This window comes from Amycolatopsis sp. cg5 (assembly GCF_041346955.1).
Taxonomy (GTDB): Bacteria; Actinomycetota; Actinomycetes; order Mycobacteriales; family Pseudonocardiaceae; genus Amycolatopsis.
Window position 1 is genome coordinate 290,000 of the sequence record NZ_CP166849.1, and the last position, 26,363, is coordinate 316,362.

Here is a 26,363-nt window from a genome sequence, read left to right on the forward strand (position 1 = left end):
TTCGTGAGCACAGATCACCTGTACCGCGACCTGACTCTGTACATGTTCGCCCGGTTCGCGCTGGTCGCCGTCATCGCCGCGCCGCTCGCGCTGGCGAACGTGCCGGTGCTGGTCGCGCTGGTGGTCGGCATCATCGCCGGGCTGCCGCTCGGGATGCTGCTGCTCCGCCCGCTCAACGCGCGGGTGACCGCCGGGCTGGCCAAGCGCAACGAGAAGCGCGCCACCGAGCGCGCGAAGCTACGCGCGCAGCTGCGGGGTGACTCGTGAGGCTCAACCGCCGCAGCTGGGTCCGCGAGGCCGTCCGGATCATCGAGGCCGACGCCAACCGCAGCGCCGACACGCACCTGCACGTCTTCCCGCTGCCGCCGGACTGGGGCATCGACCTGTACCTCAAGGACGAGTCCGTCCACCCGACCGGCTCGCTCAAGCACCGGCTCGCCCGCTCGCTGCTGCTCTACGGGCTCGTCAACGGCATGATCGGCCCGGAGACCGTGCTCATCGAGGCCTCCAGCGGCTCGACGGCGGTGTCCGAGGCCTACTTCGCGCGGATGCTCGGGCTGAAGTTCGTCACCGTGGTGCCGCGCAAGACCAGCCCGGAGAAGGTCGCGCTCATCGAGTTCTACGGCGGGCAGTGTCACTTCGTCGACACCCCGGCCGCGATGTACACCGAGGCCGAGCGCCTCGCGTCGGAGTGCAACGGGCACTACCTCGACCAGTTCACCTACGCCGAGCGCGCGACGGACTGGCGCGGCAACAACAACATCGCCGAGTCGGTCTACGCGCAGATGGTGTCCGAGCGGCACCCGATCCCGTCGTGGATCGTCGTCGGCGCCGGCACCGGCGGCACCAGCGCCACCTTCGGCCGGTACGTCCGCTATCGCAGGCACCCCACGAAGATCGCCGTCGTCGACCCGGAGAACTCGTCGTTCTACGGCGCGTGGGAGACCGGCGCGCTCGACTACGGCACCGGGATGCCGTCGCGCATCGAGGGCATCGGACGGCCGCGCTGTGAACCGTCGTTCGTCCCGACCGTGATCGACGAGATGATCCAGGTGCCCGACGCCGGGTCGCTGGCGGCCATTAGGCTGCTGCGCCAGCGCACGGGGCACTGGGCGGGCGGTTCGACGGGAACCAACCTCTACGGCGCCTTCCAGCTCATCTCGCGCATGCTCGACGAAGGCCAGGCGGGCAGCGTCGTGACGCTGCTGTGCGACGGCGGCGAGCGGTACGCCAACACGTACTACAACGACGAGTGGCTGACCGAGCAGAACCTCGACATCGCGCCCTACCAGGCGAAGTTCGAGAAGTTCCTGACCAGCGGGACGTTCTCAGCCGACGAATAGGCCGACGGTCGTCAGGACGGCCCAGGCGAGCATGGCGAGCCCGGTGTCACGCAGCGCCGGGATCAGCGCGCGGCCCTGCGCGTCCGTCCGGATCGCCTGTACGGACTTGATCAGCAGCGGCGCGCTGAGCAGCGCGAGCAGCGTCACCGGGTACGAGAACCACAGCGCGACGGTCATCACGTACGGGATGGCCACCAGCGTCAGGTAAAGACGGCGGGTGCCCTGGTCGCCGAGGCGGGTGGCCAGTGTCCGCTTGCCGGCCTCGATGTCGGTGGGGATGTCGCGCAGGTTGTTGGCGACCAGCACGCCGCTCGAGAAGCAGCCGACCGCGACCGCGCAGGCGAGCGCGGCCCAGCTGAGCCGCTCCGACTGGACGTAGACCGTGCCGAGCACGCCGGCGAGCCCGAAGAAGACGAACACGGCGATCTCGCCGAAGCCGTAGTAGCCGTACGGCTTCTTGCCGCCGGTGTAGAACCAGGCGCCGAGGATGCTCGCGCCGCCGATGACCAGCAGCAGCCAGCGGCCGGTCAGCACGACCGTGAGCAGGCCGAGCACGCCGGACAGCGCGAGCGAGCCGAGCGCGGCCGCCAGCACGGCTTTCGGCTTGGCCTTGCCGGAGCCGACCAGGCGCAGCGGCCCGACGCGGTTGTCGTCGGTGCCGCGGACGCCGTCGGAGTAGTCGTTGGCGTAGTTGACGCCGACGATCAGCGCCAGCGCGACGAAGAGCGCGAGCAGCGAGCGCCACCAGGAGAAGGCGTCCAGCGCGGCGGCGGCGCCGGCTCCGGCGACCACGGGGGCCACGGCGTTCGGCAACGTCCGCGGGCGTGCCCCTTCGATCCACTCACTCACTGTCGCCATGGCGACATTCTTGCAAGATCAGCCGAGAGGCTAGGCGGTGGTCTCCGAGTTCACGGACCAGGTGAGCGTGCCGCTGCTCGGCAACGCGGGCGGTGCGACTACGAGGAAGCTGAGCGCGGCTACGGCGGCGATGATTCGGGTGCGCATCACCCGAGTGCAGACCGATCTTGGTTAATTGTCAACCAAATGTCGTCATTTTCCCGACGATAGTAGTGACCTGAGCACGGCGGCGCGGTCGATCTTGCCCGGCCCACGCAGCGGCAGCGTGTCGACGAATTCGAAGCGCTTGGGTACGGCCGCCGGGCCCGCCGCCTTGCGCACCGCGGCACGCAGCCACTCGATCGACGGCTCGCCGTCGGCGACGATGACCGCGACCACGGTCTCGCCCCAGCGGTGATGCGGTACGCCGACCACGCAGGCGTCTTTCACGCCGAACTGGCTGATCAGGACCCGCTCGACGGCGGTGGCCGGCACCTTGACGCCGCCGGTGTTGATCATGTCGTCGACCCGGCCGAGCACTTCGAGCAGGCCGTTCTCGTCGAGGCGGCCTTGGTCGGAGGTCTCGAACCAGCCGTCGACGAAGCATTCGGCGGTCAGTTCGGGTTGCAGGCGGTAGCCGTGCGCGAGGGTGTCGCCCGAGATGCGGATGCGCTGGTTGTCGCCGAACTCGACGCTGACGCAGTCGAGTGGGCGACCGTCGTAGAAGCAGCCGCTCGCGGTCTCGCTCATGCCGTAGGCCGCGACGACGGCCAGCCCGGCGCGGTCCGCCCGTTTGCGCACCTCGGGATGCAGGGGAGCGCCGCCGATGATGATCGTCTCGAAGGTCTTGAGCGCGTCCAGCGCCGGACCGCCCTTGTCGAGCACGTCGACGAGCTGGGTGGGCACGAGCGCGGTGTAGAACTCGCGGCCGTCCGTCATCTCGTAGGCCTTGTCGGTGCCCGTCGTGAAGTCGCCGTCGTGCAGGATCGGCTCAAGACCCGCGACGATGGACCGGGTGATGACCTGGAGCCCGCCGATGTAGTGCGGCGGGGTGGCCAGCAGCCACGGGCCGTGCGGGCCGATCGCCTCGTAGGTCGCGTTGGCGGAGGCCAGGAGCGCCTCCGCCGAGAGCAGGACGCCTTTGGGCGTGCCGGTCGAGCCCGAGGTGGCGATGATCACGGCCGTGTCCGGCTCCACCGGCAGCTCGGGGGCCATCGCGTCGCGGACGGCCTTGGCGCCGGGGTCCTTGGCGTTGAGCGGGAGGATCGGCTGACCACCCGCCAGCGCGTCCTTGAGGGCGTCCGTGAGCTCACGGACGCCCTCGGGGCCGCCGTCCAGCCAGACTTCGCGGATCTTCTGTGGCACGTTCGGCTCGGATCAGTAGTAGTACGGGTAGCTGGACCAGTCGGGGTCGCGCTTCTGCAGGAAGGAGTCGCGGCCTTCGACGGCTTCGTCGGTCATGTACGCCAGACGGGTGGTCTCGCCCGCGAACAGCTGCTGGCCGACGAGACCGTCGTCGATCAGGTTGAAGGCGTACTTGAGCATGCGGTTCGCGGTCGGCGACTTGCCGTTGATCTCCCACGCCCACTCGAGCGCGGTGGCTTCCAGCTCGGCGTGCGTGACGGTGGCGTTCACCGCGCCCATGGTCTCCATCTGGGCCGCCGTGTAGGTGCGGCCGAGGAAGAAGATCTCGCGGGCGAACTTCTGGCCTACCTGGCGGGCCAGGTAGGCCGAGCCGTAGCCGCCGTCGAAGGAGCCGACGTCGGCGTCGGTCTGCTTGAAGCGGGCGTGCTCCTCGGAGGCGAGCGTGAGGTCGCACACCACGTGCAGCGAGTGCCCGCCGCCGGCGGCCCAGCCGGGAACGACCGCTATCACCACTTTCGGCATGAACCGGATGAGGCGCTGGACCTCGAGGATGTGCAGCCGGCCCGCCCGCGCGGGGTCCACCGTGTCGGAGGTCTCGCCGTCCGCGTACTGATAGCCGGACCTTCCGCGAATACGCTGGTCACCACCGGAGCAAAACGCCCAGCCGCCGTCCTTGGCGGACGGGCCGTTGCCGGTGAGCAGGACACACCCGACGTCCGAGCTCATCCGCGCGTGGTCGAGCGCGCGGTACAGCTCGTCCACGGTGTGCGGACGGAAGGCGTTGCGGACCTCCGGACGGTCGAACGCGATGCGCACGACCCGCTTGCCTGAGCGAACCTCAGCGGACCGGTGATACGTGATGTCGGTGAAGTCGAAACCCTCGATCGGGGTCCACAAGGCCGGGTCGAACAGCTCGGAAACCTGGGCGTCATCCACGTTTGGGAGAATAGGTGGCCATGAGTACTGACGAGACACCAGGAGACTGCCGGTGAATCCTTCCACCGCGCAGGCCAGGGTCATCGTCGATGAACTGGTCCGCAACACGGTGTCCCACGTGGTGCTCTGCCCGGGATCCCGTAACGCGCCACTCTCGATCGCGCTCTACGACGCGGCCGCCTCCGGCCGCGTGCAGGTCCACGTGCGGATCGACGAGCGCAGCGCCGGCTTCCTCGCGCTCGGCATCGCCGCCAGGACCGGCCGCCCCGTCGCGCTCCTGTGCACCTCCGGCACCGCCGCCGCCAACTTTCACCCGGCCGTGCTCGAAGCCGACCGCGCCGGTGTCCCGCTGATCGTGCTGACCGCCGACCGGCCGCCGGAGCTGCGCTCCGCCGGCGCCAGCCAGGTCATCAACCAGGCGCGCCTCTACGGCGACGCGATCAGGTACTTCGACGAGCTCGCCGTCGCCGAGCGGCGCGCCGGGCAGAACTCGTACTGGCGCAGTCAGATCTGCCGGGCCTGGAACGCCGCGTACGGCGAGTGGCGCAGCGGGCCCGTCCACCTGAACATCCCGTTCCGCGAACCGCTGGTCCCGGACTTCGACTCCGACGGCGCCGTCGCGCTCGAGTGGTACGAATCACTCGAAGGCCGTCCCGGCGGTGCCCGATGGACCGAGCTGCCCGACTTCGGCGCGCTGCCGTCCTTCGTGGTCCCGTCCGCCCGCTGCGGGCTGGTCATCGCGTGCGACACCGGCGTGCAGGCGGCCAGCGAGTGGGCCGAGCAGCACGGCTGGCCGGTGGTCTCCGAGACCGGCGGCATCGGGCTGGGCGGCGCGACCGCGATCTCGTCGGGCGCCTGGCTGCTGGGTGTCGAGGAGTTCATCCGCGAGCACAAGCCCGAGCAAGTGCTCTGCCTCGGCCGTCCGACCGTGTTCCGGCAGGTCCAGGCCGTGCTGTCCGATCCGGACGTCGAGGTGCTGCTCGTCCGTCCCGACTCCGACTGGCCCGCGCCGGCGCACAACGTCCGCCAGGTCGGGCAGTGGTTCGCCGAGCCGACCAAGCCCGCCGACCCGGAGTGGCTCGCGCACTGGCAGCGCGCCGACGCCGCCGCGCACGCCGCCGTCACCGAGGCGCTGGCAGGCGAGCCGTGGCCAAGCGGCCTGCGGCTCGCCTCCGAGCTCATCGACGCGCTGCCGCCGGACTCGCTGCTCGTGGTCGGCTCGTCCAACCCGACCCGCGACGTCGCGCTCGCCGGGCGGCTGCGCCCCGACGTGCTCGTGCACCGCAACCGCGGTGTCGCGGGCATCGACGGGACGGTGTCGACCGCGATCGGCGCCGCGACCGTGCACCGCGGCCACTCGTACGCGCTGATCGGCGACCTGACGTTCCTGCATGACACGAACGGCCTGCTCACCGGACCGGCCGAGCAGCGCCCCGATCTGACGATCGTGGTGCTCAACGACGACGGCGGCGGCATCTTCTCGCTGCTCGAACAGGGCGCGCCCGAGCACAGCGCCAGCTTCGAGCGGGTGTTCGGCACTCCGCACGGCGCCGACCTCGGCGCGCTGTGCGCCGGCTACCACGTGCCGCACATCGTCGCCGAGACGCTGACCGAGTTCCGCGCCGCGCTGCGCCCGGAGCCCGGCCTGCGCGTGGTCGAAGTGCGGGTCGACCGCACCAGGCACCGCGACCTGCACGCCCGCGTCCGCGCGGCGGTGAAGTCGGCCGTCGCCGGTTCCTGATACCCGTAGTTGAACCGCTGTCAAAAGTTTTTGCTCGCATTCCCACGTGGCAAGACCCGCCTTTTGGCTGTTTCTCGACCATGAATACCCCGATACGTTCAGCCCGTTCATCGGACTTCGGGAGGAATTGGTCATGCGGAACAGAACTCGTGCCGGGTGGGGTGCGGTGGCCGGTGGTATCGCGGTCGCCCTCTTCGCGTCGGCGGCCGGTGCGGCGCCAGGACCTGGTGCGCCGGGCGTCGGAGATCCCTACTATCCGGGCGCGGGCAATGGTGGCTATGACGTAGCGCATTACGACATCCGGCTCACTTATCAACCGTCGACCGACCTGCTCAACGGCACCACGACGATTATCGCGACGACCACGCAGGAATTGTCCAGTTTCAACCTCGATTTCGGACTCAAGGTCAAATCAGTCCGGGTGAACAATGTGCCTGCGCAGTTCACGAATGACACTGCCGACGGCGAACTGATCGTCAAGCCCGCGAAACCGCTTGCCAAGGGACTGCCCATCACGGTCGCCGTCGCCTACGCCGACACCCCGTCCAAGGTGGTCATCGACGGCATCGCCAACGGCTGGAAGAAGACGCCGACCGGCGCGCTCGCCGTCGACGAGCCGCAGAGCGCCGCCTGGTGGTACCCGTCGAACGACCACCCGACCGACAAGGCGACCTTCGACGTCTCGGTCGAGGTCCCGAACGACGTCGTGGCGCTGTCGAACGGCTCGCTCGTGCGCACCGAGCGCAACCGCGCGGGCTGGACCCGCTGGTACTGGCGCAGCACCCAGCCGCAGGCGACGTACCTGACCTCGCTCGAGGTCGGCAAGTACGACGTCAACCTGCAGACCACACCGGACGGCAAGCCGTTCATCACCGCATACGGCAACGACCTCGGCGACTCGCTCGACGCCGCCAAGGCCAGCGTGGAGCGCACCCCCGAGATCAACGAGTTCCTGGCCAGCAAGTTCGGGCCGTACCCGTTCGAAGCGCAGGGCGGGGTCGTGACCAGCGGGATCAACTTCTCGCTCGAGAACCAGACCCGCCCGGTCTACGGCGCGCGCAACTTCGCCAAGGGCGCGAACACCTCGCTCATCGCGCACGAGAACGCACACCAGTGGTTCGGTGACTCGGTCGCGCTCGGCAAGTGGAGTGACATCTGGCTGAACGAGGGCTTCGCCTCCTACGCCCAGTTCCTGTGGTCGGAGGAGCAGGGCGAAGGCACGGCCGACGAGCTGGCGCAGTTCACCTACGACTCGTCACCGGCCGACGCTCCGTTCTGGACGGTCCTGCCCGCCAACCCGGGCGCGGACAAGCAGTTCGACGACGCCGTCTACGACCGCGGCGCCCTCGCGCTGCACGCGCTGCGCAAGGCCGTCGGCGACGACTCCTTCTTCAGGATCCTCCAGACCTGGTCGAGCGTGAAGAAGGGCAAGACCGCGGTCATCCCGGAGTTCATCGCGCTGGCGGAGAAGGTGTCCGGCAAGCCGTTGTACGACCTGTTCCAGACCTGGCTGTACACCCCGGCCAAGCCCGCCGTCGGCCCGAACGGCCCGTCCGCGGCGTTCGCGGCCAGGGCCGCCGTGAGTGAGCCGAAGTCGTACCGGCAGATCCAGGAAACCCACCGCCTGCTGGCCGAGGGCCACCAGCACTGAGGTGCGCCCGTCCCGGCACGGTGCCTGCACCATGCCGGGACGGGCTCTGTGGGTACGCTCGCGGCGTGACTGCGAAAGGCGAGCGGGCTAGGCGCATCGGGTGGCGTGCCACCCTCGGTGTCGCCTCGCTGCTCACCCTGATGTGCCTGGCACTGCTGTTCGCCGCGATCCGCAACGACAACGCCATCGAAGGCCAGGTCGGCCAGGCCGACGCGACCGTCGAGTCCGTCGCCTTCGACCGCACGATCATCCGCTACTCGACGCCCGACGGCATCGTCCACAGCCCGGCCAACGGCGTGCTCTACCCGAGCGGCCTCGCCGCGGGCGCCCTCGTCCGCATCGAGTACGACGCGAGCGACCCCGAACTCACCCGGGTCGCGGGCCGCACGTTCACCACGACACTGGTGCCGCTCGGCATCACGATCTTGATCACCTGGCTGATCGCGACCCCGGTGCTCTGGTGGATCCGCCGCCAGAACAACCGCCAGGTCACAGCAGCGCAGCCGTCTCCTGCCACCAGCTGAGCACCTCGTCGGCCACACTCGGCGCGGCCACCAGCACCCCGTCCGCGGGCAACGCGGTGTCCTCGCCATGCCGGTCCAGCACCACGGCCCCGGCCTCGATCGCCAGCGCGACCGAACCGGCGACATCCCACTCGCTGTAGCTGTGCAGCACGGCGGCGGTCGCATGCCCCAGCGCCACCTGCGCGATCGACAGCGCGGCCGACCCCAGCACCCGCACCCCGACATGAGCGGCGGCCGCCCGCTCGATGAACTCGCCCATCCCCGGCCACGGCCCGGTCCTGGTCAGCTCGGTGCACACGATCGCGCCGGCCGGACTCGGCCGATCCATCAGCTTGATCGGCTTCCCGTTCGCACGCGCCCCACGCCCACGCGCCGCCGCGTAGATCTGCCCGCGGTAAGGATCGGCCACCACCCCGACCACCGGCCCCGAAGCATCGATCAACGCGAGGCTGTAAGCGCACCACGGAACCCCGGCCACGTAGTTCGCGGTCCCGTCGACCGGATCGACCACCCACCGGTAGTCGGCGACATCGGCGCCATGATCGGCCCCGAACTCCTCACCGACCACCGGAATCCCGGGAAATTCGGCGGCCAGCACCCGCCGCGTATGCCGTTCGAGAATGCGATCGGTATCGGTGACCCAGTCGAACGGTGAGTCCTTGGTGTCGGGGTGCGCGCCGCGCCCGGCGGTCGCCGTGATGACATCGGTGGCGTCGTTGGCCAGTCGTCCGGCGACCTCGAGCGCCCTCGACAGCAGCCCAGGTTCGACGGGCTGCGGGGGCCTGGAGGACAAGAGGGTCATGCTTCTTTAGTGTGGGCTGCCCTGGTTTCCGGGACACGACCTTGAGATGACAAGTGGTGGGCTGTCTGTGGTTTTCCACCCCGACCTCGGGGATTGACGCCCCCGGGTCCGCCGGGTTCCGGCCGGGTCGGCCCGCATACGGGACCGGCAAAGATACGTACGCGGGCGGCAAAGACACGTACGCGACGGGCAAACACGCGTGCGGGAGCAGCAAAGACGCGTGCGGGAGCGGCAAAGACTTGCCCGGGGAGCTTTCGCGTACCTAGGCGGTCGGCGCGCGTGCCTGGGGAGTCGGCACACGTACCCAGGCGGACGACGCGCGTACCCAGATGGTCGGCACACGTACCTGGGCGGTCGGCACACGTACCTGGGGGAGTCGGCCCCCCGTGCTCCGGGAGTCGGCATGCGTGCCTGGGTGGTCGGCGCGCGTGCCTCCGGGAGTCGGCACACGTGCCCAGGCGGACGACGCGTGTTCATGGATGGACGACACGCGTTCCCAGGTAGACGACACGCGTTTATGGATGGACGACACGTGTACCTGGGCGGACGACACACGTGCCTGGGCGGTCGGCACGCGTGCCCAAGCAGTCGGCATGCGTGCCCTGGGAGTCGGCGCGCGTACCCAGGTGGTCGGCGGGCGTGCCTGGGGAGTCGGCGGGCGGGATCCGGGAGTGGGCGTGCCTGCGCGGGTGGGTGGGGAGTGGGTGGGGGAGGTGTTCGGCGGGCGTTGGTTTGAGGGTTACGGGGGGTTTGGGGGCGGGTGGGAGGGTGGGGGTGTGCGAGTCGCCATAGTCACCGAAAGTTTTCTGCCGCAGGTGAACGGCGTGACCAACTCTGTTCTGCGGGTGGTTGAGCACCTGCGCGAGCGGGCGCATGATGTGCTGATCATCGCGCCGGGGCCGGGGCCGACCGAGTATCGGGGCGCGCCGGTGGTGCGAATTCCGGCGCTGGACTTCCCCGGGGTGCATTCGCTGCCGGTCGGGGTGCCGACCAGGACCGTGCTGACCGCGATGGCCGGGTTCCGGCCCGACGTGGTGCACCTGGCCTCGCCGTTCGTGGTGGGGGCGCGGGGGCTGGCGGCCGCGCGGCGGCTGCGGGTGCCGTCGATCGCGGTCTACCAGACGGACATCGCCGGGTTCGCGGCCGCTTACGGGTTCGGGATCGCGGCGCGGGCGGCTTGGCGGTGGGTGCGCAGGCTGCACAGCCGGGCCGATCGGACGCTGGCGCCGTCGAGTGACTCGGTGGAACAGCTCAGGTTGCACGGAGTGCCGCGAGTGCACCGGTGGGCGCGGGGCGTCGACATCGACAAGTTCTCGCCCTCGCACGCTTCGGCGGCGTTCCGGCGGGAGCTGGCCCCCAACGGCGAGTTGCTGGTCGGGTTCGTCGGGCGGCTCGCGCCTGAGAAAGAGGTCGACCGGCTGACCGCGCTGGCGGGGCTGGACGGGGTCCGGCTGGTCGTGGTCGGTGACGGGCCGGAGCTGCAGACGTTGCGGGAGCGGATCCCCGGCGCCGCCTTCCTCGGTGCCAGGTATGGGGATGAGCTCTCGGAGGCGTACGCCAGCCTGGACGTCTTCGTGCACACCGGTCCACATGAGACGTTCTGCCAGACGATCCAGGAGGCCATGGCCTCCGGACTGCCCGTGCTGGCGCCGAACGCGGGAGGTCCCAAGGATCTCGTGCTGCCCGGCCGCACCGGGTTCCTGTTGCCCGCCGACCGTCACGCCTTCGCCGGCGCGCTGGTCGAGAAGGTGAACGACCTCAGGGACGCGGCGTTGCGGGAGCGGCTCGGCGAGCGGGCGCGCAAGGTCGTGCTTTCCCGTACCTGGCCCGCCGTTTGCCACGAACTCGTCGGCCACTACGAAGCGGTGACTGGGCGTGCGGCCAAGGCGGCCTAGGTGCACATCGTCCAGCTCGCCAACTTCTACGGACCGCGGTCCGGCGGGCTGAAGACGGCACTGCACCACCTCGGCGCCGGATATGTCGCGAGTGGACACCAGGTGACGCTGGTCGTGCCTGGCCGCCGGTACGCCGACGAGCTGCTGTCGAGCGGGGTGCGCCGGTTTTCCTTGCCCGCCTTGCAGATTCCAGGAACCGGCGGGTACCGGGCCGTCGATCCACATCGGGTGCGGGCCATCCTGCGCAGGCTCGAACCGGACCGTCTCGAGGTTTCGGATCGGCTGACCCTGCGCGGAATGGGCGTCTGGGCCCGCGACCACGGGGTGCCCAGCGTGGTCATCTCGCACGAGCGCCTGGACCGGCTGCTCGAACAGTTCCTGCTGCCGGAGCAGCTGGCCCGCCGGGTCGCCGACGCCGCGAACCGGCGGATGGCAGGCAGCTACGACACGGTCGTCTGCACGACTTCCTTCGCCAGAGCCGAATTCGATCGGATCGCCGCGCCGAACGTCCAGCGCGTGCCGCTCGGCGTCGACCTCGCGACCTTCACACCCGCCAGGCGAGATGGCTCGTGGCGCCACGAGCTCGCGGGCACCGCCGACGCCCTTTTAGTCCATTGTGGACGGCTCTCGCCCGAGAAGCACGTGGAACGCAGCGTGGACACGGTCGCCGAGCTGACCGAGGCCGGTGCCAACGTGCGACTGGTCGTCGCGGGAGATGGGCCGCGAAGACGCGCGCTGGAACGCCGGGCGCGAGGCCTGCCCGTGACGTTCCTCGGGTTCCTCGACGGCCGCAACGAGGTTGCCCGATTGCTTGCCAGCGCGGATGTTTCGCTGGCGCCGGGTCCTCATGAGACCTTCGGGCTCGCCGCGCTCGAAGCGCTCGCTTCCGGGACGCCGGTGGTCGTTTCGGCGTCCTCCGCGCTGCGGGAGATCGTCCGGCCGGAATGCGGGGCCGCCGTCGACGACCACGCGCCCGCCTTCGCCGACGCGGTCACCGGGTTGCTCGACAGTCCCGAGGACTCGCGCCGCAAGGCGGCCAGGGCACGGGCCGAGCAGTTCGCCTGGCCGGTCGCCGTGCGCGGGATGCTCGCCGCGCTCGGCTGACGTACTGAGGCACTGACTGCTTGCACGCGCTCGGCAGCCGACGGGTTGCCTTCGTCGCCGGTGTCGTTGGTCGCGGACGTTTTTCCTGTTCAGAGGGCTTGCCGCAGTCCTATGCTCGGTTCATGGAACTGGGGGAATTCACCGGCAACGGTCCGCGTCCGAGAGGTCGACGCGGGCTGTGGATCACCGTCGGGGTAGTGGCCGCGTTGGTGTTCGTGGTGTTCGTCGCCGGTACGACGTGGTCGCTGCTGGCGCCCAGCTATGTGCTCGACGACGGCGAACTGGCGGCGGACTTCGGCGTGCTCGCTGTGTCCGTGTCGATCTGGGTGCTGAGCGTCAGGCGACTGCGGGTGGCGAAGCATCCGGACGACGTGGCGATCGACCGATGGCAGCCTGCGTCGAAGACGCGAGTCGTCGACGGCAGCGGGCACGATCTCGACGCCCATACCCGCCGCCTGCGGCTCATCGGCCTGCGTGCCTATGGCCTCATGGTGCTGTGGTTCGGCGTTTTCGTCGGTGGCATCGTCGGGTTGTCGGTCCTCGACTCGGCCGCGGAAACCTTGCTGGCCAACGGAACCCGTGTGCCCGGCCAGGTGGTGGGCGTGCACAACCCCACCAAGGGCTCACCGTCGATCGATGTGTCGTACTACGTCGGGCAGGTGTGGCACTGCGCCGAGATCGACCGGGACACCGACCTGACGTACTACCAGTCCCAGACCGTCACCGTGATCTACGAACCGGCCGATCCCGACCACGTACGGACCCTCGAAGAGAAGAACACCAGCGGCGTTCTCACCGGATTCTGCGTGGTGCCGATGCTGCTCGCACTGATCTTCATGCCCTGCAGCGTGTTCGCCGGGGTCGCCTGGCGACGGAGGTACCGGGCGGTGCTGAAGACCGGCTGGCGGTCGGCCAGGGTGACGGTGGTGCCCGACTACCCGATCCGCAAGAACCGGAACTCGCCTGACCTGCACGTGAGCTACGACGACGGGACGAACGCCAGGCTGCGTGCGGTCCTCTCGACACACGGGTCCACCAAGCTGAGGCATGAACCAGACCGGAAGGCCTGGGTCGGCGGCACCGGACGGACCATGGTCGTGCTCTTCGAGCGCGGCCGGTGGCGGAACGTGCCGTACGCGGTGCCCGCCAAGGCTCTCGGCCTGACCGATCACCGGTTCCTCGGCTGATTCGCTCTTCGGTTTTCAAACATCGCCTACACCTCCAAGCTACGCCCGGCCGCACAGGTGTTCGATCACTCGATGGGGTGGAGGCTGAGGGCGAGCGGGCTCTCAACCAGGCCGGTCTACGCTTCGGCTATGTCACGAGCGAGTCTGGACAAGGATCCGCACGAAGTCGCCGCCATGTTCGACGACGTCGCGTCCGGTTACGACCGGGCGAACTCGTTCATGACCTTCGGGTTCGACCGTCGCTGGCGCAACACCACCGCGCGCGTGCTCGACGCCAAGCGCGGTGAGAAGGTGCTGGACCTGGCCGCGGGCACCGGCGTGTCGACCGTCGAGTACACCCGCAACGGGGCGTGGTGCCTCGCGGCGGACTTCTCGTTCGGGATGCTCAAGGCGGGCAAGCACCGCAAGGTCCCGATGGTGGCCGCCGACGCGCTGAACCTCCCGTTCGCGAGCGGCAGCTTCGACGTCGCGACCATCACGCTCGGGATCCGCAACTTCGTCGACACCAAGGCCGCGCTCGCCGAGATCGCGCGCGTGGTCCGGCCGGGCGGCCGGCTGGTGATCTGCGAAGTGTCGACGCCCACATTCGCGCCGCTGCGGTTCGTCTACCGCAAGTTCATGCTGCGCGCGATGACCTGGGTCGGGCGCCGCTTCTCCAGCAACCCCGAGGCGTACGCCTACCTGGCCGAATCGATGCTGGAATGGCCGGCGCAGCGCCAGTTCGCGGAGATCATCGAGTCCGCGGGCTGGTCCGATGTGGAGTGGATGAATCTCACTTTCGGCGTCGTAGCCGTCCACCGCGCCAAGAAGCCCGACGTAGACTCCGAATCATGAGCAAGCGGAACCCCGACCACGACGCCGAAGTCATCGTCGTCGGCGCAGGCCCGGCCGGTTCGACCGCCGCGACGTACCTCGCGCGCGCCGGGGTGGACGTCTTGCTACTGGAGAAGACCAGCTTCCCGCGCGAGAAGGTCTGCGGCGACGGCCTCACCCCGCGTGGCGTGAAGCAGCTCATCGACCTCGGCATCGACACCAGCCAGGACGCGGGCTGGGTGCACAGCCGCGGCCTGCGGATCCTCACCGGTGACCAGACGCTCGAGTTCGACTGGCCGGACCTGACCAGCTACCCGCCGTACGGGGTTTCCCGCACCCGCCAGGACTTCGACGACCTGCTCGCGAAGACCGCGGTCAAGGCGGGCGCGCGGCTGTACGAGAAGACCACCGTCACCAGCGCGATCACCGACCACACCGGCCGGGTCGTCGGTGTCGAGGCGAAGGTCGGCCCCGAGAAGACGCCGGTCAGCTACCGGGCGCCGCTGGTGCTCGCCTGCGACGGCGTGTCCGCGCGGCTCGCGCTGTCCGTCGGCATCGAGAAGAACGACAAGCGCCCCATGGGTGTCGCGGTGCGCCGGTACTACAAGAGCCCGCGCCACGACGACCCGTTCATCGAGGGGCACCTCGAACTGTGGGACAAGTCCGACCCGCGCAACCCCAAGCTGCTGCCGGGCTACGGCTGGGCGTTCCCGCTCGGCGACGGCACCGTGAACGTCGGGCTCGGCATGCTGTCGACCTCGGCTTCGTTCCGCAGCACCGACTACCGCGCGCTGCTGCGGCAGTGGCTCGACGGGACCCCGGAGGAATGGGGCTACCGCGAGGAGAACGCGATCGGCAAGGTCGGCGGCGCCGGGCTGCCGATGGGCTTCAACCGCACTCCGCACTACCGGAACGGCCTGCTGCTGCTCGGCGACGCCGGCGGCATGGTCAGCCCGTTCAACGGCGAGGGCATCTCGGCGGCGATGGAGTCGGCGCAGCTGGCTTCGGAGTGCGTCGTGCAGGCGCTCGCCCGGCGCGAAGGCCCGTCGCGTGAACGTGCACTTGAGGGTTACCCCTTAGCTGTCGCGGAGCTGATGGGCGGCTACTACCGGCTCGGGAACGTCTTCGCGAAGCTGATCGGCAAGCCGAAGGTGATGCGGGCCGCGACCAAGTACGGGCTGCGGATCAACAGCATCCTTCCCCTGGTCTACAAGGGGCTTTCCGGTTGCTACGACGCCAAGGGCGGAGACGGTGTCGACCGGCTCATCGCCGCGCTCGCCAGGGTGACTCCCTCGCCTCGCTGAGGCGTGGGATAGATCACAGTACGCCCGTTATGTCGGGCTCCCGGAACGATCATCGCTGGTCCCGGCTTTTTCGCTCTGCGGAAGTTAGGTAACCCTTATACCACGGGGCCTAGGGACAAGACTGTGAGTCACGTCCTACACTCGGCCCCATGCTTTGTGAATCGCTTCACAACTTTGACGGGTCGCTTGTGAAGATTTTCACAAGCAAGCACGGCCCGTAAGGGTGCCCTAACCCTCAGACGTGTGATCCAGGTCCCTTAGGGTGCCGTCCGAGGGCTGTCTCAACCAAGCCCAACTCGATCCCGCAGCGGCGCGGAAAGGATGGCGAAACCCGTGCTGATGTTGGCCGCCACCGAACAGGTGGCACAGGCGCAGACGCCTGGCCTGAAGATGTACCTCCCGTTGGTCTTCCTCTTCGTGATGGCACTCGGCTTCGCCGTGCTGTCGGTGCTCCTGGGCCCGCTGGTCGGCCCGAGCCGCTACAACAAGGCCAAACTCTCGGCCTACGAATGCGGGATCGAACCCTCGCCGCAGCCCATCGCGGGTGGCGGCCGGATGCCCGTCGCGTACTACATCACCGCGATGCTGTTCATCCTGTTCGACATCGAAATGGTCTTCCTCTACCCGTTCGCGGTGAGCGCGGACGCTCTCGGCATGTTCGGCCTGGTGGAGATCGTGCTGTTCATCGTGACCGTCGGGTTCGCGTACGCCTATGTGTGGCGGCGCGGCGGGCTGGATTGGAACTAGAGCCATGGGTCTGGAAGAGAAACTCCCCAACGGAATCCTGCTGGCCAGCCTGGAAGGGCTGGTCAACTGGGCGCGCAAGAACTCGCTGTGGCCCGCGACCTTCGGCCTCGCCTGCTGCGCGATCGAGATGATGACGGTCGGTGGCTCGCGCTACGACATCGCCCGCTTCGGCATGGAGCGCTTCAGCGCGACGCCGCGCCAGGCGGACCTGATGATCGTCGCCGGTCGCGTGACCCAGAAGATGGCTCCCGTCCTGCGTCAGATCTACGACCAGATGGCCGAGCCGCGCTGGGTGCTCGCGATGGGTGTCTGCGCCTCGTCCGGCGGGATGTTCAACAACTACGCCGTGGTGCAGGGCGTCGACCACATCGTGCCGGTCGACATGTACCTCCCCGGCTGCCCGCCGCGCCCGGAAATGCTGCTCGACGCGATCCTCAAGCTGCACGCCAAGATCCAGGACGAGCCGATCAACGCCCGCCGGGCCGCGCTCCGCGAGGCCAGTGGCGCGCGCACCGAGCTGATCGCCTCGTCCATCAAGTACGCGAAGAAGTGAGCGACGTGCCTGAAACCCCTGAAGTCGGCGGGGAGCAGTCCAGCGCCGACCGTCCCGAAGGCGGCCTCGAGCCGACCGGCGCCCGCCCGGCCGAGCCGGTCGTCACCGGTAAAGAACGCTTCGGCATGTTCGGCGTCTCCGGCACCGGTGACACCTCCGGCTACGGCGGCGTCCGGCTCCCGGCGTACGCGCCCGCTCCGGCCGAGCGCCCGTACGGCGGCTGGTTCGACGAGTTCGCCGACGAGTTCTACGCGGCGCTGGCGGACAACAAGATCCCGGCCGAGGCCATCCAGCAGACCACGGTCGACCGCGGCGAGATCACCTTCTACGTCGCCCGCGAGCACCTGGTCGCGATCTGCCGCACGCTGCGCGACGACGGCGGCCTGCGCTTCGAGCTGTGCAGCTCGGTCTCCGGGGTCGACTACGGCGTCGACATCCCGCAGCGCCTGCACTCGGTGTACCACCTGACGTCGATGACCTACCGCCGTCGCATCCGGCTCGAGGTCACGATGGACGTCGAGGACCCGCACGTGCCGTCGATCGTCGAGGTCTACCCGACGGCCGACTGGCAGGAACGCGAGACCTGGGACATGTTCGGCATCGTCTACGACGGTCACCCGGCGCTGACCCGCATCCTCATGCCGGACGACTGGGACGGTCACCCCCAGCGCAAGGACTACCCGCTCGGCGGGATCCCGGTCGAATACAAGGGCGCGGAGATCCCGCCGCCGGACCAGCGGAGGTCGTACTCGTGAGCACGGAAAACCTCGAAACGACCGAAGAGGTCGAGTACGCCGACTCGCGCGACACGACCGAAGGCCGCGTCTACAGCGTCTCCGGTGGTGACTGGGACGACGTCGTCGCCGACGCGCAGCACGACGAGCGCATGGTCATCAACATGGGCCCGCAGCACCCGTCGACGCACGGCGTGCTCCGGCTGGTGCTGGAGATGGAGGGCGAGACCGTCACCCAGCTCCGCTCGGTCATCGGCTACCTGCACACCGGGATCGAGAAGAACTGCGAGTACCGCACCTGGACCCAGGGCGTCACCTTCGTGACGCGCATGGACTACCTGGCGCCGCTGTCGACGGAGATGGCGTACTGCCTCGCGGTCGAGAAGCTGCTCGGCATCCAGGCGCCGCCGCGCGCGGAGCTGCTGCGCGTGCTGCTGCTGGAGATCAACCGCATCGGCTCGCACCTGGTCTACATCGCCACCGGCGGTATGGAGCTCGGCGCGACCACCGCCATGACGCTCGGCTTCCGTGAGCGCGAAGAGGTGCTGCACCTGCTGGAGCACCTCACCGGCCTGCGCATGAACCACGCGTTCATCCGCCCCGGTGGCCTCGCGCAGGACATGCCAGCCGACTACCACGAGGCGGTCACGCAGTTCGTCAAGACGATGGAAGAGCGTCTTCCGTTGTACGACAAGCTGTTCACCGGCCAGCCGATCTGGCGCAACCGGCTCAAGGGCGTCGGCTACCTGCCCGTCGACGCCTGCCTCGCGCTCGGCGTCACCGGCCCGGTGCTGCGCAGCGCCGGTCTGCCGTGGGACCTGCGCAAGACGGAGCCGTACTCGCGCTACGACGAGTTCGAGTTCGACATCCCGACCTCGAACGACGCCGACTGCTGGGCGCGGTACCTGATCCGCGTCGAGGAGATGCACCAGAGCCTGCGGATCATCAAGCAGGCGCTGAAGATGCTCGAGCCGGGCCCGGTCATGGTCGAGGACAAGAAGATCGCTTGGCCTGCCCAGCTTTCGGTCGGCAGCGACGGCATGGGCAACTCGCTCGAGCACGTCCGCAAGATCATGGGCCAGTCCATGGAGTCGCTCATCCACCACTTCAAGCTGGTGACCGAGGGCTTCAAGGTGCCGCCGGGTCAGGTCTACGTGCCGGTCGAGTCGCCGCGCGGCGAGCTGGGCGCGCACCTGGTGTCCGACGGCGGCACGCGGCCGCTGCGGGTGCACGTGCGCGAACCGAGCTTCGTGAACCTGCAGTCGATGCCCGCGATGGCCGAAGGCGGGCTGGTGGCCGACGTGATCGCCGCCATCGCCTCGATTGACCCCGTCATGGGGGGAGTGGACCGCTGATGCCACAGTCCGAAGCGCCTGAAATTCTTTTCGACGAGGACATCGTCGCGAAGGCCGAGAACCTGATCGCGCGCTATCCGCAGTCGCGGTCGGCGCTGCTGCCGATGCTGCACCTGGTGCAGTCGGTGCAGGGTTACGTCAGCCAGGAGGGGATTTCCTTCTGTGCCACGCAACTCGGCCTCTCCGACGCCGAGGTCAGCGCGGTCGCGACGTTCTACACCATGTACAAGCGCCGTCCCTGCGGCGAGCACCTGGTGAGCGTCTGCACCAACACGCTGTGCGCGGCCATGGGCGGCGACGCGATCTACAAGAAGCTCCAAACGCACCTCGGTTCCGAGGAGAAGCCGTTGGGGCACAACGAGACCGCGGGTGAGCCGAACACGCCTGGCTCGATCACGCTGGAGCACGCCGAGTGCCTCGCGGCCTGCGACCTCGCTCCGGTGATCCAGGTCAACTACGAGTACTTCGACAACCAGACCGAGGACAAGGCCGTCGCGCTGGTCGACGCGCTGCAGGCTGGCAAGAAGCCGCAGCCGACGCGTGGCGCGCCGCTGACCGACTTCAAGGGTGCCGAACTGCAGCTCGCCGGGTTCTTCCCGGAGGACCCGGTCCAGTACCGCGCGGACATCGACGGCCCCTCGCAGGCCGTCGAAACGCTGCGTGGCGCGCAGGTCGCGCAGGAGCGCGGCTGGACCGCGCCGGTCATGGACGACGTTCCGCTGCCTGAGGTGGAGAAGAAGTAATGGCTGATCCCATCACGCCGGTGCTGACCAAGCGCTGGCTCTCTCCCAAGTCCTGGACGATCCAGTCCTACGAAGCGCTGGAGGGCTACACCGCCGTCCGCAAGGCGCTCAAGGGCACGCCCGAGCAGCTCGTGCAGCTGGTGAAGGACTCCGGCCTCCGCGGCCGTGGTGGCGCCGGCTTCCCGGCGGGCATCAAGTGGTCCTTCATGCCGCCGAACGAGGACAAGCCGCACTACCTGGTGATCAACGCCGACGAGGGCGAGCCGGGTACCTGCAAGGACATCCCGCTGATGATGGCGGATCCGCACTCGCTGATCGAGGGCTGCATCATCGCCTCGTACGCGATGCGCTCGCACCACTGCTTCATCTACGTCCGCGGCGAGGCGCTGCACTGCATTCGCCGTCTCAACGCGGCCGTGCGCGAGGCCTACGACGCCGGCTACCTCGGCATCGACATCCTCAAGTCCGGCTTCGACCTGGACATCACCGTCCACGCGGGCGCCGGCGCGTACATCTGCGGTGAAGAGACCGCGCTGCTCGACTCGCTGGAAGGCCGTCGCGGCCAGCCGCGGCTCAAGCCGCCGTTCCCCGCGGCCGCAGGCCTCTACGCCGCGCCGACCACGGTCAACAACGTCGAGACCATCGCCAGCGCGCCGTTCATCATCAACGGCGGCTCGGACTGGTTCCGCCAGATGGGCCGCGAGAAGTCGCCCGGTCCCAAGATCTACTCGATCTCGGGACACGTCGAGAACCCCGGCCAGTACGAGTGCCCGCTCGGCACCACGCTGCGCGAGCTGCTCGACATGGCCGGTGGCATGAAGGACGGCATCCCGCTGAAGTTCTGGACGCCGGGTGGCTCGTCGACGCCGATGTTCACCGCGGAGCACCTCGATGTCCCGCTGGACTTCGAAGGCGCGGCGGAGGCCGGTTCCATGCTCGGCACCACGGCCGTGCAGGTCTTCAACGAGACGGTTTCCGTGCCGTGGGCCGTGATGAAGTGGACGCAGTTCTACGAGCACGAGTCCTGCGGCAAGTGCACCCCGTGCCGTGAGGGCACGTACTGGCTGGCGCAGATCCTGGAGCGGATGGTCGACGGCAAGGGCACCGAGGAGGACATCGACACCCTCCTCGACGTCTGCGACAACATCCTCGGCCGCTCGTTCTGCGCGCTCGGTGACGGCGCCGTCTCGCCGATCACCAGTGGCATCAAGTACTTCCGCGACGAGTTCCTGGCGTTGTGCGAGACGAACAAGCGTGAACTGGTTGGGGCAGAAGCATGACCATGGCACCGGAAGAGCCGAAGACCGAGACGCCGGTCCCCGAGGGCCACGTCAAGCTGGTCATCGACGGCGAAGAGGTCATCGCGCCCAAGGGCGAGCTGCTGATCCGCACCGCCGAGCGACTCGGCACGGTCATCCCTCGCTTCTGCGACCACCCGCTGCTCGACCCGGCAGGCGCTTGCCGCCAGTGCCTGGTCGAGGTCGAGATGGGTGGCCGTCCGATGCCGAAGCCGCAGGCTTCGTGCACCATGACGGTCGCCGACGGCATGGTCGTGAAGACCCAGCTGACCTCGGGCGTGGCGGACAAGGCGCAGCAGGGCGTGATGGAGCTGCTGCTCATCAACCACCCGCTCGACTGCCCGATCTGCGACAAGGGCGGTGAGTGCCCGCTGCAGAACCAGGCGCTGGCGCACGGCCGCGCCGAGTCGCGGTTCGTCGACACCAAGCGGACCTTCCAGAAGCCACTGCCGATCTCGTCGCAGGTGCTGCTGGACCGGGAACGCTGCGTGCTCTGCCAGCGGTGCACCCGGTTCTCGCGGGAGATCGCCGGTGACCCGTTCATCGAGCTGCTCGAGCGCGGCGCGCACCAGCAGATCGGCACCGCCGAGACCGCGGACGTGCTGGACCTGGCCTCCCGCACGACGAGTGGCCAGCCGTTCCAGTCGTACTTCTCCGGCAACGTCATCCAGATCTGCCCGGTCGGCGCGCTGACCAGCGCGGCGTACCGGTTCCGCTCGCGGCCGTTCGACCTGGTCTCCTCGCCGAGCGTGTGTGAGCACTGCTCTTCGGGCTGCGCCGAGCGGACCGACTTCCGCCGCGGCAAGGTCACCCGCAAGCTCGCCGGTGACGACCCGCAGGTCAACGAGGAATGGCTGTGCGACAAGGGCCGCTTCGCGTTCCGCTACGCGCAGGCCGCCGACCGCATCCGCCGTCCGCAGGTCCGCAACCAGGAGACCGGGCAGCTCGAAGAGGCCTCGTGGACGGACGCGCTGCGTGCCGCCGCCTCCGGCCTGCTGAAGGCCCGTGACGGCAAGGGCGTCGGCGTGCTGCCCGGCGGCAGGTTGACCGTCGAGGACGCCTACGCGTACTCGAAGTTCGCGCGGATCGCCTTGCGTACCAACGACATCGACTACCGCGCGCGTGCGCACTCCGCGGAGGAGCTCGACTTCCTCGCCTCGCGGATCGTCGGCACCACACCGGCCGACGGCGTCACCTTCGCCGGGATCGAGAAGTCGCGCACCGTGCTGTGCGTGGCCTTCGAGCCCGAGGACGAGGCGCCGATCGTGTTCCTGCGGCTGCGCAAGGCGGCCCGCAAGAACCGCACCCGCGTCGTCCACTTGGGACAGTGGACGACCTCGTCGGTCGAGAAGACCTTCGGTGAGCTGCTGGCCTGTGTGCCCGGTGGCGAAGCCGCCGCGCTCGACGGGATCGCCCAGCACGCGCAGGACCTCGACCAGGCGCTGTCCTCGGACGGCTCGGTGATCCTGGTCGGCGAGCGTGCCGCCGAGGTGCCTGGCCTGTTCTCCGCGGTGCACCGGCTGGCCGAGCGCACCGGCGCCAAGGTCGCGTGGATCCCGCGTCGCGCCGGTGAGCGCGGTGCGCTCGAAGCGGGCGCCGTGCCGACGCCGCTCGGTGCCGACGTCGAAAAGGCTTGGGGCGCAACGCTTCCCTCCGAAGCGGGTCGTGACCTCAACGGCATCATCGCCGCCGCGGCCGACGGTCAGCTCGACGGCCTGCTCGTCGGCGGGGTCGACCCGTACGACCTGCCGGACCCCGAGCGGGCGCTGGTCGCGCTGGAAGCCGCGTTCGTCGTCAGCCTCGAACTCCGCCCGAGCGCGGTCACCGAGGTCGCCGACGTGATCCTCCCGATCGCGCCGTCGGTCGAGAAGCCGGGCACCTACCTGAACTGGGAAGGCCGCGAGCGTCCGTTCGACGTGACGCTCGAAGGCACCGGCGCGCTGTCGGACTGCCGAGTCCTCGACACCCTCGCGGTCGAGATGGACGCGGACATCTTCACCCAGACCCCCGCCGCCTCCCTCGCCGACTTCGGCAAGGTCAGTGCCGGGATAAAGCCCGCTTTACTCCGCGGAGTAAAGCCCGCTTTATCCCCGGAAGTTAAGCCCGCTTTATCCCCGGGGTCGGGGCAGGCGGTGCTGAGCACCTGGAAGCAGTTGCTGGGCAACGGTTCGCTGCAGGTGGACGAGCCGAACCTGAAGGGGACGCAGCGGCCTGCGGTCGCGCGCGTTTCCGAGGCGACGGCGAAGGGGCTTGGCGGGAGCGTCAAGGTTTCGACCGAGCGCGGCGCGATCACGCTGCCGCTGGTGGTCGCGGATCTGCCGGACGGCGTCGTCTGGCTCCCGTCCGATTCGGACGGTTCAGCGGTCCGCCGGACGCTCGGCGCCGGACACGGCTCCGTCGTGAGCATCACGGGAGGTGAAGCGTGACCGGAATGTTCCTCGCCCAGGCGCCGGATCACCTGACAAGGGCCCAGCTGCTGGCGAACGACCCGTGGTGGCTGACGCTGATCAAGGCCGTCGTCATCCTGCTGATCGGCCCGATCCTGACGATCCTGCTGATCGTCTGGGAGCGCAAGGCGGTCGGCCGGATGCAGAACCGGCCAGGCCCGAACCGCGTGGGTCCCAACGGTTACCTGCAATCACTGGCCGACGCGATCAAGCTCCCGTTCAAGGAGCAGATCATCCCGGACACGGCCGACCGCAAGGTGTACTTCCTCGCGCCGGTCATCTGCGTGGTGCCGTCGCTGATCGCGCTGTCGGCGATCCCGTTCGGCCCCGAGGTCTCCATCTTCGGCCACCGCACGGTGCTGCAGCTGATGGAACTCCCGGTCGGCGTGCTGGTGATCCTCGCCTGCTCCTCGATCGGCGTGTACGGGCTCGTGCTCGCCGGCTGGTCGTCCGGCTCGCCGTACCCGCTGCTCGGCGGTATCCGCTCGGCGGCGCAGGTCATCTCGTACGAGATCGCGATGGGTCTCTCGATCGTCGCGGTCATCCTGTACTCGGGCTCCATGGCCACCGGTGACATCGTCAACGCGCAGGCACACGGCTGGTACTTCTACATCCTGCCGGTGAGCTTCGTGATCTACGCGATCTCGATGGTCGGCGAGACCAACCGCGCGCCGTTCGACCTCCCCGAGGCCGAATCCGAGCTGGTCGGCGGTTTCCACACCGAGTACAGCTCGATGAAGTTCGCGATGTTCTTCCTCGCCGAGTACGTCAACATGGTGATCGTGTCGTCGTTCGCGGTGACGCTGTTCCTCGGCGGCTACCTGTTCCCGTTCGTCGGCGCGGACCACGCGCTCAACCAGGGCTGGCTGCCGCTGGTCTGGTTCGGGATCAAGCTGTTCACCCTCCTGTTCGGCTTCATCTGGCTGCGCGGCACGCTGCCGCGGCTGCGCTACGACCAGTTCATGCGGCTGGGCTGGAAGGTGCTCGTCCCGCTGAACCTGGTCTGGATCCTCGCGGTCACCGCGATCCGCGCGGTCAACCACTCCGGTGGCTGGTCGACCCCGTCGATCCTGATCGGCATCGGCACCGTGCTGGTGGTCGCCGTGCTGCTGACGCTGCTGCTGCCGGACAAGAAGATCCCGGACGACGACTACGTGCCGATCACCGGCGGCGGATTCCCGTTGCCACCACTGGATCTCGAGATCCCGGACGAGACACCGCGGCAGAAGGCCGCCGCCAAGGCGCTCAAGAAGGCTGCCAAGCGCAAGCCCGCCGAGGTCTCGGCAGTGAAGGAAGAGGCGGACAATGGGGTTTCTTGATCCCGTAAAGGGTTTCGGCGTCACCTTCGCCATGATGTTCAAGAAGGTGGCCACCGAGGAGTACCCGGAGGCAGGCGCACCGGCGGCACCGCGCTACCACGGACGGCACCAGCTGAACCGGCACCCGGACGGGCTGGAGAAGTGCGTCGGCTGCGAGCTGTGCGCGTGGGCCTGCCCGGCCGACGCGATCTTCGTCGAAGGTGGCGACAACACCGAAGAGGCGCGTTACTCGCCCGGTGAGCGGTACGGCGCGGACTACCAGATCAACTACCTGCGCTGCATCGGCTGCGGGTTGTGCGTCGAGGCCTGCCCGACCCGGTCACTGACGATGATCAACTTCTACGAGCTCGCCGACGACGACCGCCAGCGGCTCATCTACACCAAGGAAGACCTGCTCGCTCCGCTGCTTTCGGGCATGGAGCAGCCGCCGCACCCGATGCGGCTCGGCGAGAACGAGCAGGACTACTACGTGAACGGCCCCGAGCTGGCTCTCAAGCAGGAGGCTGGACAGTGATCGCCGCTTTCCTGGCACAGGCTCCCGCCGTCGATGCCACCGTCTCCGGCGCCGAGGCCGCCGCGTTCTGGGTGCTCGGCCCGCTCGCGCTGCTCGGCGCGCTGGGCATGATCTTCTCGCGCAACGCCGTGCACTCGGCGCTGTGGCTGGTGCTGACCATGCTCTCGCTCGGTCTGCTCTACATGATCCAGCAGGCGCCGTTCCTCGGCTTCACGCAGATCATCGTGTACACCGGCGCGATCATGATGCTGTTCCTGTTCGTGCTGATGCTGGTCGGCAAGGAAGCCTCCGACTCGGTCGTCGAAGTGCTCAGGGGACAGCGGCTCGCCGCCGCGGTGCTCGGCATCGGCCTGGCGGGTCTGATGGCCGCCGGCCTCACCCGCGCGCTGGCGAACGTCACCCCGGCGCCGCTGCTCGACCCGGCGACGCCGCAGGGCGGTGGCCCCGCCGGGCTCGGGAAGCTGATCTTCACCGACTACCTGTTCCCGTTCGAGCTGACCTCGGCGCTGCTGATCACCGCCGCGATCGGCGCGATGGTGCTGGCGTTCACCGACCGCCACGCCAAGGGCGGCAAGCTCAGCCAGAAGGAACTGGTGGTGCTGCGCTTCACCGGCGAGCACGACCGGCCGTCGCCGCTGCCCGGCCCCGGTGTCTTCGCCACGGCCAACTCGGTCGCCACCCCGGCGCTGCTGCCGGACGGCTCCGTCGCCCCGGAATCGCTTTCGGCGCTCATCGAGTCCACCGCGGCCACCCGGCTCGAGTCCGAGCGCAAGCAGGTCTCCGGCGACGAACCCAAGGCGGACGCGCACGCGCTCGTTGGCAAAGAAGGGGACGACAAGTGACCCCCACGTACTACCTGCTGCTTTCGGCGCTGCTGTTCTCGATCGGCTGTGTCGGCGTGCTCGTGCGGCGCAACGCGATCGTCGTGTTCATGTGCATCGAGCTCATGCTCAACGCGGTGAACCTCTCGCTGGTGACGTTCTCCCGGATCAACGGCGGGCTCGACGGCCAGATCATGGCGTTCTTCGTGATGGTCGTCGCGGCCGCCGAGGTCGTGGTCGGGCTGGCGATCATCATGTCGATCTTCCGCACCCGGCGCTCGGCCTCGGTCGACGACACCAACCTGCTGAAGTACTAGGGGCGTGTGTAAA

General features: G+C 68.8%; 25 protein-coding genes. 21 read left to right on the forward strand and 4 right to left on the reverse strand.

Annotation, left to right across the window (positions count from 1 at the left end):
- Positions 1 to 3 precede the first annotated feature (3 nt).
- Positions 4 to 267, forward strand: a complete 264-nt coding sequence (locus tag AB5J62_RS01530; RefSeq protein WP_370946300.1) for a DUF4229 domain-containing protein — start codon at positions 4 to 6, stop codon at positions 265 to 267.
- Complete coding sequence (locus tag AB5J62_RS01535; RefSeq protein WP_370946301.1) at positions 264 to 1,343, forward strand: PLP-dependent cysteine synthase family protein; 1,080 nt, start codon at positions 264 to 266, stop codon at positions 1,341 to 1,343. The genes AB5J62_RS01530 and AB5J62_RS01535 overlap by 4 nt, the downstream gene beginning before the upstream one ends.
- On the opposite strand, the gene AB5J62_RS01540 is transcribed toward AB5J62_RS01535, so the two are convergent.
- From AB5J62_RS01540 to AB5J62_RS01550, 3 genes are all read right to left on the reverse strand, one after another.
- Entirely contained in the window at positions 1,329 to 2,201 is an 873-nt protein-coding gene (locus tag AB5J62_RS01540; protein ID WP_370946302.1) for a 1,4-dihydroxy-2-naphthoate polyprenyltransferase, read from the reverse strand. The two genes, AB5J62_RS01535 and AB5J62_RS01540, sit on opposite strands and share 15 nt — an antisense overlap.
- A 192-nt stretch (positions 2,202 to 2,393) precedes the next feature.
- Positions 2,394 to 3,533: an o-succinylbenzoate--CoA ligase gene (menE, locus tag AB5J62_RS01545; protein WP_370950145.1), complete on the reverse strand. Its 1,140-nt coding sequence runs from the start codon at positions 3,531 to 3,533 to the stop codon at positions 2,394 to 2,396.
- A 24-nt stretch (positions 3,534 to 3,557) separates the two neighbouring features.
- The gene (locus AB5J62_RS01550; RefSeq protein ID WP_370946303.1) at positions 3,558 to 4,481 is read right to left on the reverse strand and encodes a 1,4-dihydroxy-2-naphthoyl-CoA synthase; all 924 of its coding nucleotides are present in this window, start codon (positions 4,479 to 4,481) and stop codon (positions 3,558 to 3,560) included.
- Between the two features lie 52 nt (positions 4,482 to 4,533).
- Between AB5J62_RS01550 and menD the strand changes: the two genes are divergently transcribed.
- From menD to AB5J62_RS01565, 3 genes are all read left to right on the forward strand, one after another.
- Positions 4,534 to 6,222: a 2-succinyl-5-enolpyruvyl-6-hydroxy-3-cyclohexene-1-carboxylic-acid synthase gene (menD, locus tag AB5J62_RS01555; protein ID WP_370946304.1), complete on the forward strand. Its 1,689-nt coding sequence runs from the start codon at positions 4,534 to 4,536 to the stop codon at positions 6,220 to 6,222.
- 133 nt (positions 6,223 to 6,355) lie between these two features.
- Complete coding sequence (locus tag AB5J62_RS01560; RefSeq protein ID WP_370946305.1) at positions 6,356 to 7,873, forward strand: M1 family metallopeptidase; 1,518 nt, start codon at positions 6,356 to 6,358, stop codon at positions 7,871 to 7,873.
- Positions 7,874 to 7,938: 65 nt separating this feature from the next.
- Positions 7,939 to 8,397: a DUF3592 domain-containing protein gene (locus AB5J62_RS01565; protein ID WP_370946306.1), complete on the forward strand. Its 459-nt coding sequence runs from the start codon at positions 7,939 to 7,941 to the stop codon at positions 8,395 to 8,397.
- Here the strand turns inward: AB5J62_RS01565 and AB5J62_RS01570 are convergent.
- Positions 8,363 to 9,199 (reverse strand): inositol monophosphatase, encoded by an 837-nt coding sequence (locus tag AB5J62_RS01570; RefSeq protein WP_370946307.1) that lies wholly within the window; start codon positions 9,197 to 9,199, stop codon positions 8,363 to 8,365. The two genes, AB5J62_RS01565 and AB5J62_RS01570, sit on opposite strands and share 35 nt — an antisense overlap.
- An 824-nt stretch (positions 9,200 to 10,023) precedes the next feature.
- Between AB5J62_RS01570 and AB5J62_RS01575 the strand changes: the two genes are divergently transcribed.
- The 16 genes from AB5J62_RS01575 to nuoK all read left to right on the forward strand — a co-directional run bounded on the left by AB5J62_RS01575 (position 10,024) and on the right by nuoK (position 26,350).
- Positions 10,024 to 11,094 (forward strand): glycosyltransferase family 4 protein, encoded by a 1,071-nt coding sequence (locus tag AB5J62_RS01575; protein ID WP_370946308.1) that lies wholly within the window; start codon positions 10,024 to 10,026, stop codon positions 11,092 to 11,094.
- Entirely contained in the window at positions 11,095 to 12,198 is a 1,104-nt protein-coding gene (locus AB5J62_RS01580; protein ID WP_370946309.1) for a glycosyltransferase family 4 protein, read from the forward strand.
- Positions 12,199 to 12,320: 122 nt separating this feature from the next.
- Positions 12,321 to 13,385: a DUF3592 domain-containing protein gene (locus AB5J62_RS01585; RefSeq protein ID WP_370946310.1), complete on the forward strand. Its 1,065-nt coding sequence runs from the start codon at positions 12,321 to 12,323 to the stop codon at positions 13,383 to 13,385.
- Positions 13,386 to 13,514: 129 nt separating this feature from the next.
- On the forward strand, positions 13,515 to 14,219 hold the full coding sequence (locus tag AB5J62_RS01590; RefSeq protein WP_370946311.1) for a demethylmenaquinone methyltransferase: 705 nt from the start codon (positions 13,515 to 13,517) through the stop codon (positions 14,217 to 14,219).
- Positions 14,216 to 15,502, forward strand: coding sequence for a geranylgeranyl reductase family protein (locus AB5J62_RS01595; RefSeq protein WP_370946312.1), 1,287 nt, complete (start codon positions 14,216 to 14,218; stop codon positions 15,500 to 15,502). The genes AB5J62_RS01590 and AB5J62_RS01595 overlap by 4 nt, the downstream gene beginning before the upstream one ends.
- A 339-nt stretch (positions 15,503 to 15,841) precedes the next feature.
- On the forward strand, positions 15,842 to 16,249 hold the full coding sequence (locus AB5J62_RS01600; protein WP_370950146.1) for an NADH-quinone oxidoreductase subunit A: 408 nt from the start codon (positions 15,842 to 15,844) through the stop codon (positions 16,247 to 16,249).
- A 4-nt stretch (positions 16,250 to 16,253) separates the two neighbouring features.
- Positions 16,254 to 16,802 carry an NADH-quinone oxidoreductase subunit B family protein gene (locus AB5J62_RS01605; RefSeq protein WP_370946313.1) on the forward strand — a complete coding sequence of 183 codons (549 nt, stop codon included), beginning with the start codon at positions 16,254 to 16,256 and terminating at the stop codon, positions 16,800 to 16,802.
- Between the two features lie 5 nt (positions 16,803 to 16,807).
- Positions 16,808 to 17,557 carry an NADH-quinone oxidoreductase subunit C gene (locus AB5J62_RS01610; protein ID WP_370946314.1) on the forward strand — a complete coding sequence of 250 codons (750 nt, stop codon included), beginning with the start codon at positions 16,808 to 16,810 and terminating at the stop codon, positions 17,555 to 17,557.
- A complete protein-coding gene (locus AB5J62_RS01615) occupies positions 17,554 to 18,891 on the forward strand; it encodes an NADH-quinone oxidoreductase subunit D (protein WP_370946315.1) in 1,338 nt (445 codons plus the stop codon). Before AB5J62_RS01610 ends, AB5J62_RS01615 begins: the two co-directional genes overlap by 4 nt.
- Complete coding sequence (nuoE, locus tag AB5J62_RS01620; protein WP_370946316.1) at positions 18,891 to 19,634, forward strand: NADH-quinone oxidoreductase subunit NuoE; 744 nt, start codon at positions 18,891 to 18,893, stop codon at positions 19,632 to 19,634. Before AB5J62_RS01615 ends, nuoE begins: the two co-directional genes overlap by 1 nt.
- Entirely contained in the window at positions 19,634 to 20,914 is a 1,281-nt protein-coding gene (gene nuoF, locus AB5J62_RS01625; RefSeq protein ID WP_370946317.1) for an NADH-quinone oxidoreductase subunit NuoF, read from the forward strand. Before nuoE ends, nuoF begins: the two co-directional genes overlap by 1 nt.
- Positions 20,911 to 23,358, forward strand: coding sequence for an NADH-quinone oxidoreductase subunit G (locus tag AB5J62_RS01630; RefSeq protein WP_370946318.1), 2,448 nt, complete (start codon positions 20,911 to 20,913; stop codon positions 23,356 to 23,358). Before nuoF ends, AB5J62_RS01630 begins: the two co-directional genes overlap by 4 nt.
- A gap of 5 nt (positions 23,359 to 23,363) precedes the next feature.
- Positions 23,364 to 24,698, forward strand: a complete 1,335-nt coding sequence (gene nuoH / locus AB5J62_RS01635) for an NADH-quinone oxidoreductase subunit NuoH (RefSeq protein WP_370950147.1) — start codon at positions 23,364 to 23,366, stop codon at positions 24,696 to 24,698.
- Positions 24,685 to 25,212, forward strand: a complete 528-nt coding sequence (gene nuoI, locus AB5J62_RS01640) for an NADH-quinone oxidoreductase subunit NuoI (RefSeq protein ID WP_370946319.1) — start codon at positions 24,685 to 24,687, stop codon at positions 25,210 to 25,212. Before nuoH ends, nuoI begins: the two co-directional genes overlap by 14 nt.
- Positions 25,209 to 26,054 carry an NADH-quinone oxidoreductase subunit J gene (locus AB5J62_RS01645; protein WP_370946320.1) on the forward strand — a complete coding sequence of 282 codons (846 nt, stop codon included), beginning with the start codon at positions 25,209 to 25,211 and terminating at the stop codon, positions 26,052 to 26,054. Before nuoI ends, AB5J62_RS01645 begins: the two co-directional genes overlap by 4 nt.
- The gene (nuoK, locus tag AB5J62_RS01650) at positions 26,051 to 26,350 is read left to right on the forward strand and encodes an NADH-quinone oxidoreductase subunit NuoK (protein WP_091293418.1); all 300 of its coding nucleotides are present in this window, start codon (positions 26,051 to 26,053) and stop codon (positions 26,348 to 26,350) included. The genes AB5J62_RS01645 and nuoK overlap by 4 nt, the downstream gene beginning before the upstream one ends.
- Positions 26,351 to 26,363 lie beyond the last annotated feature (13 nt).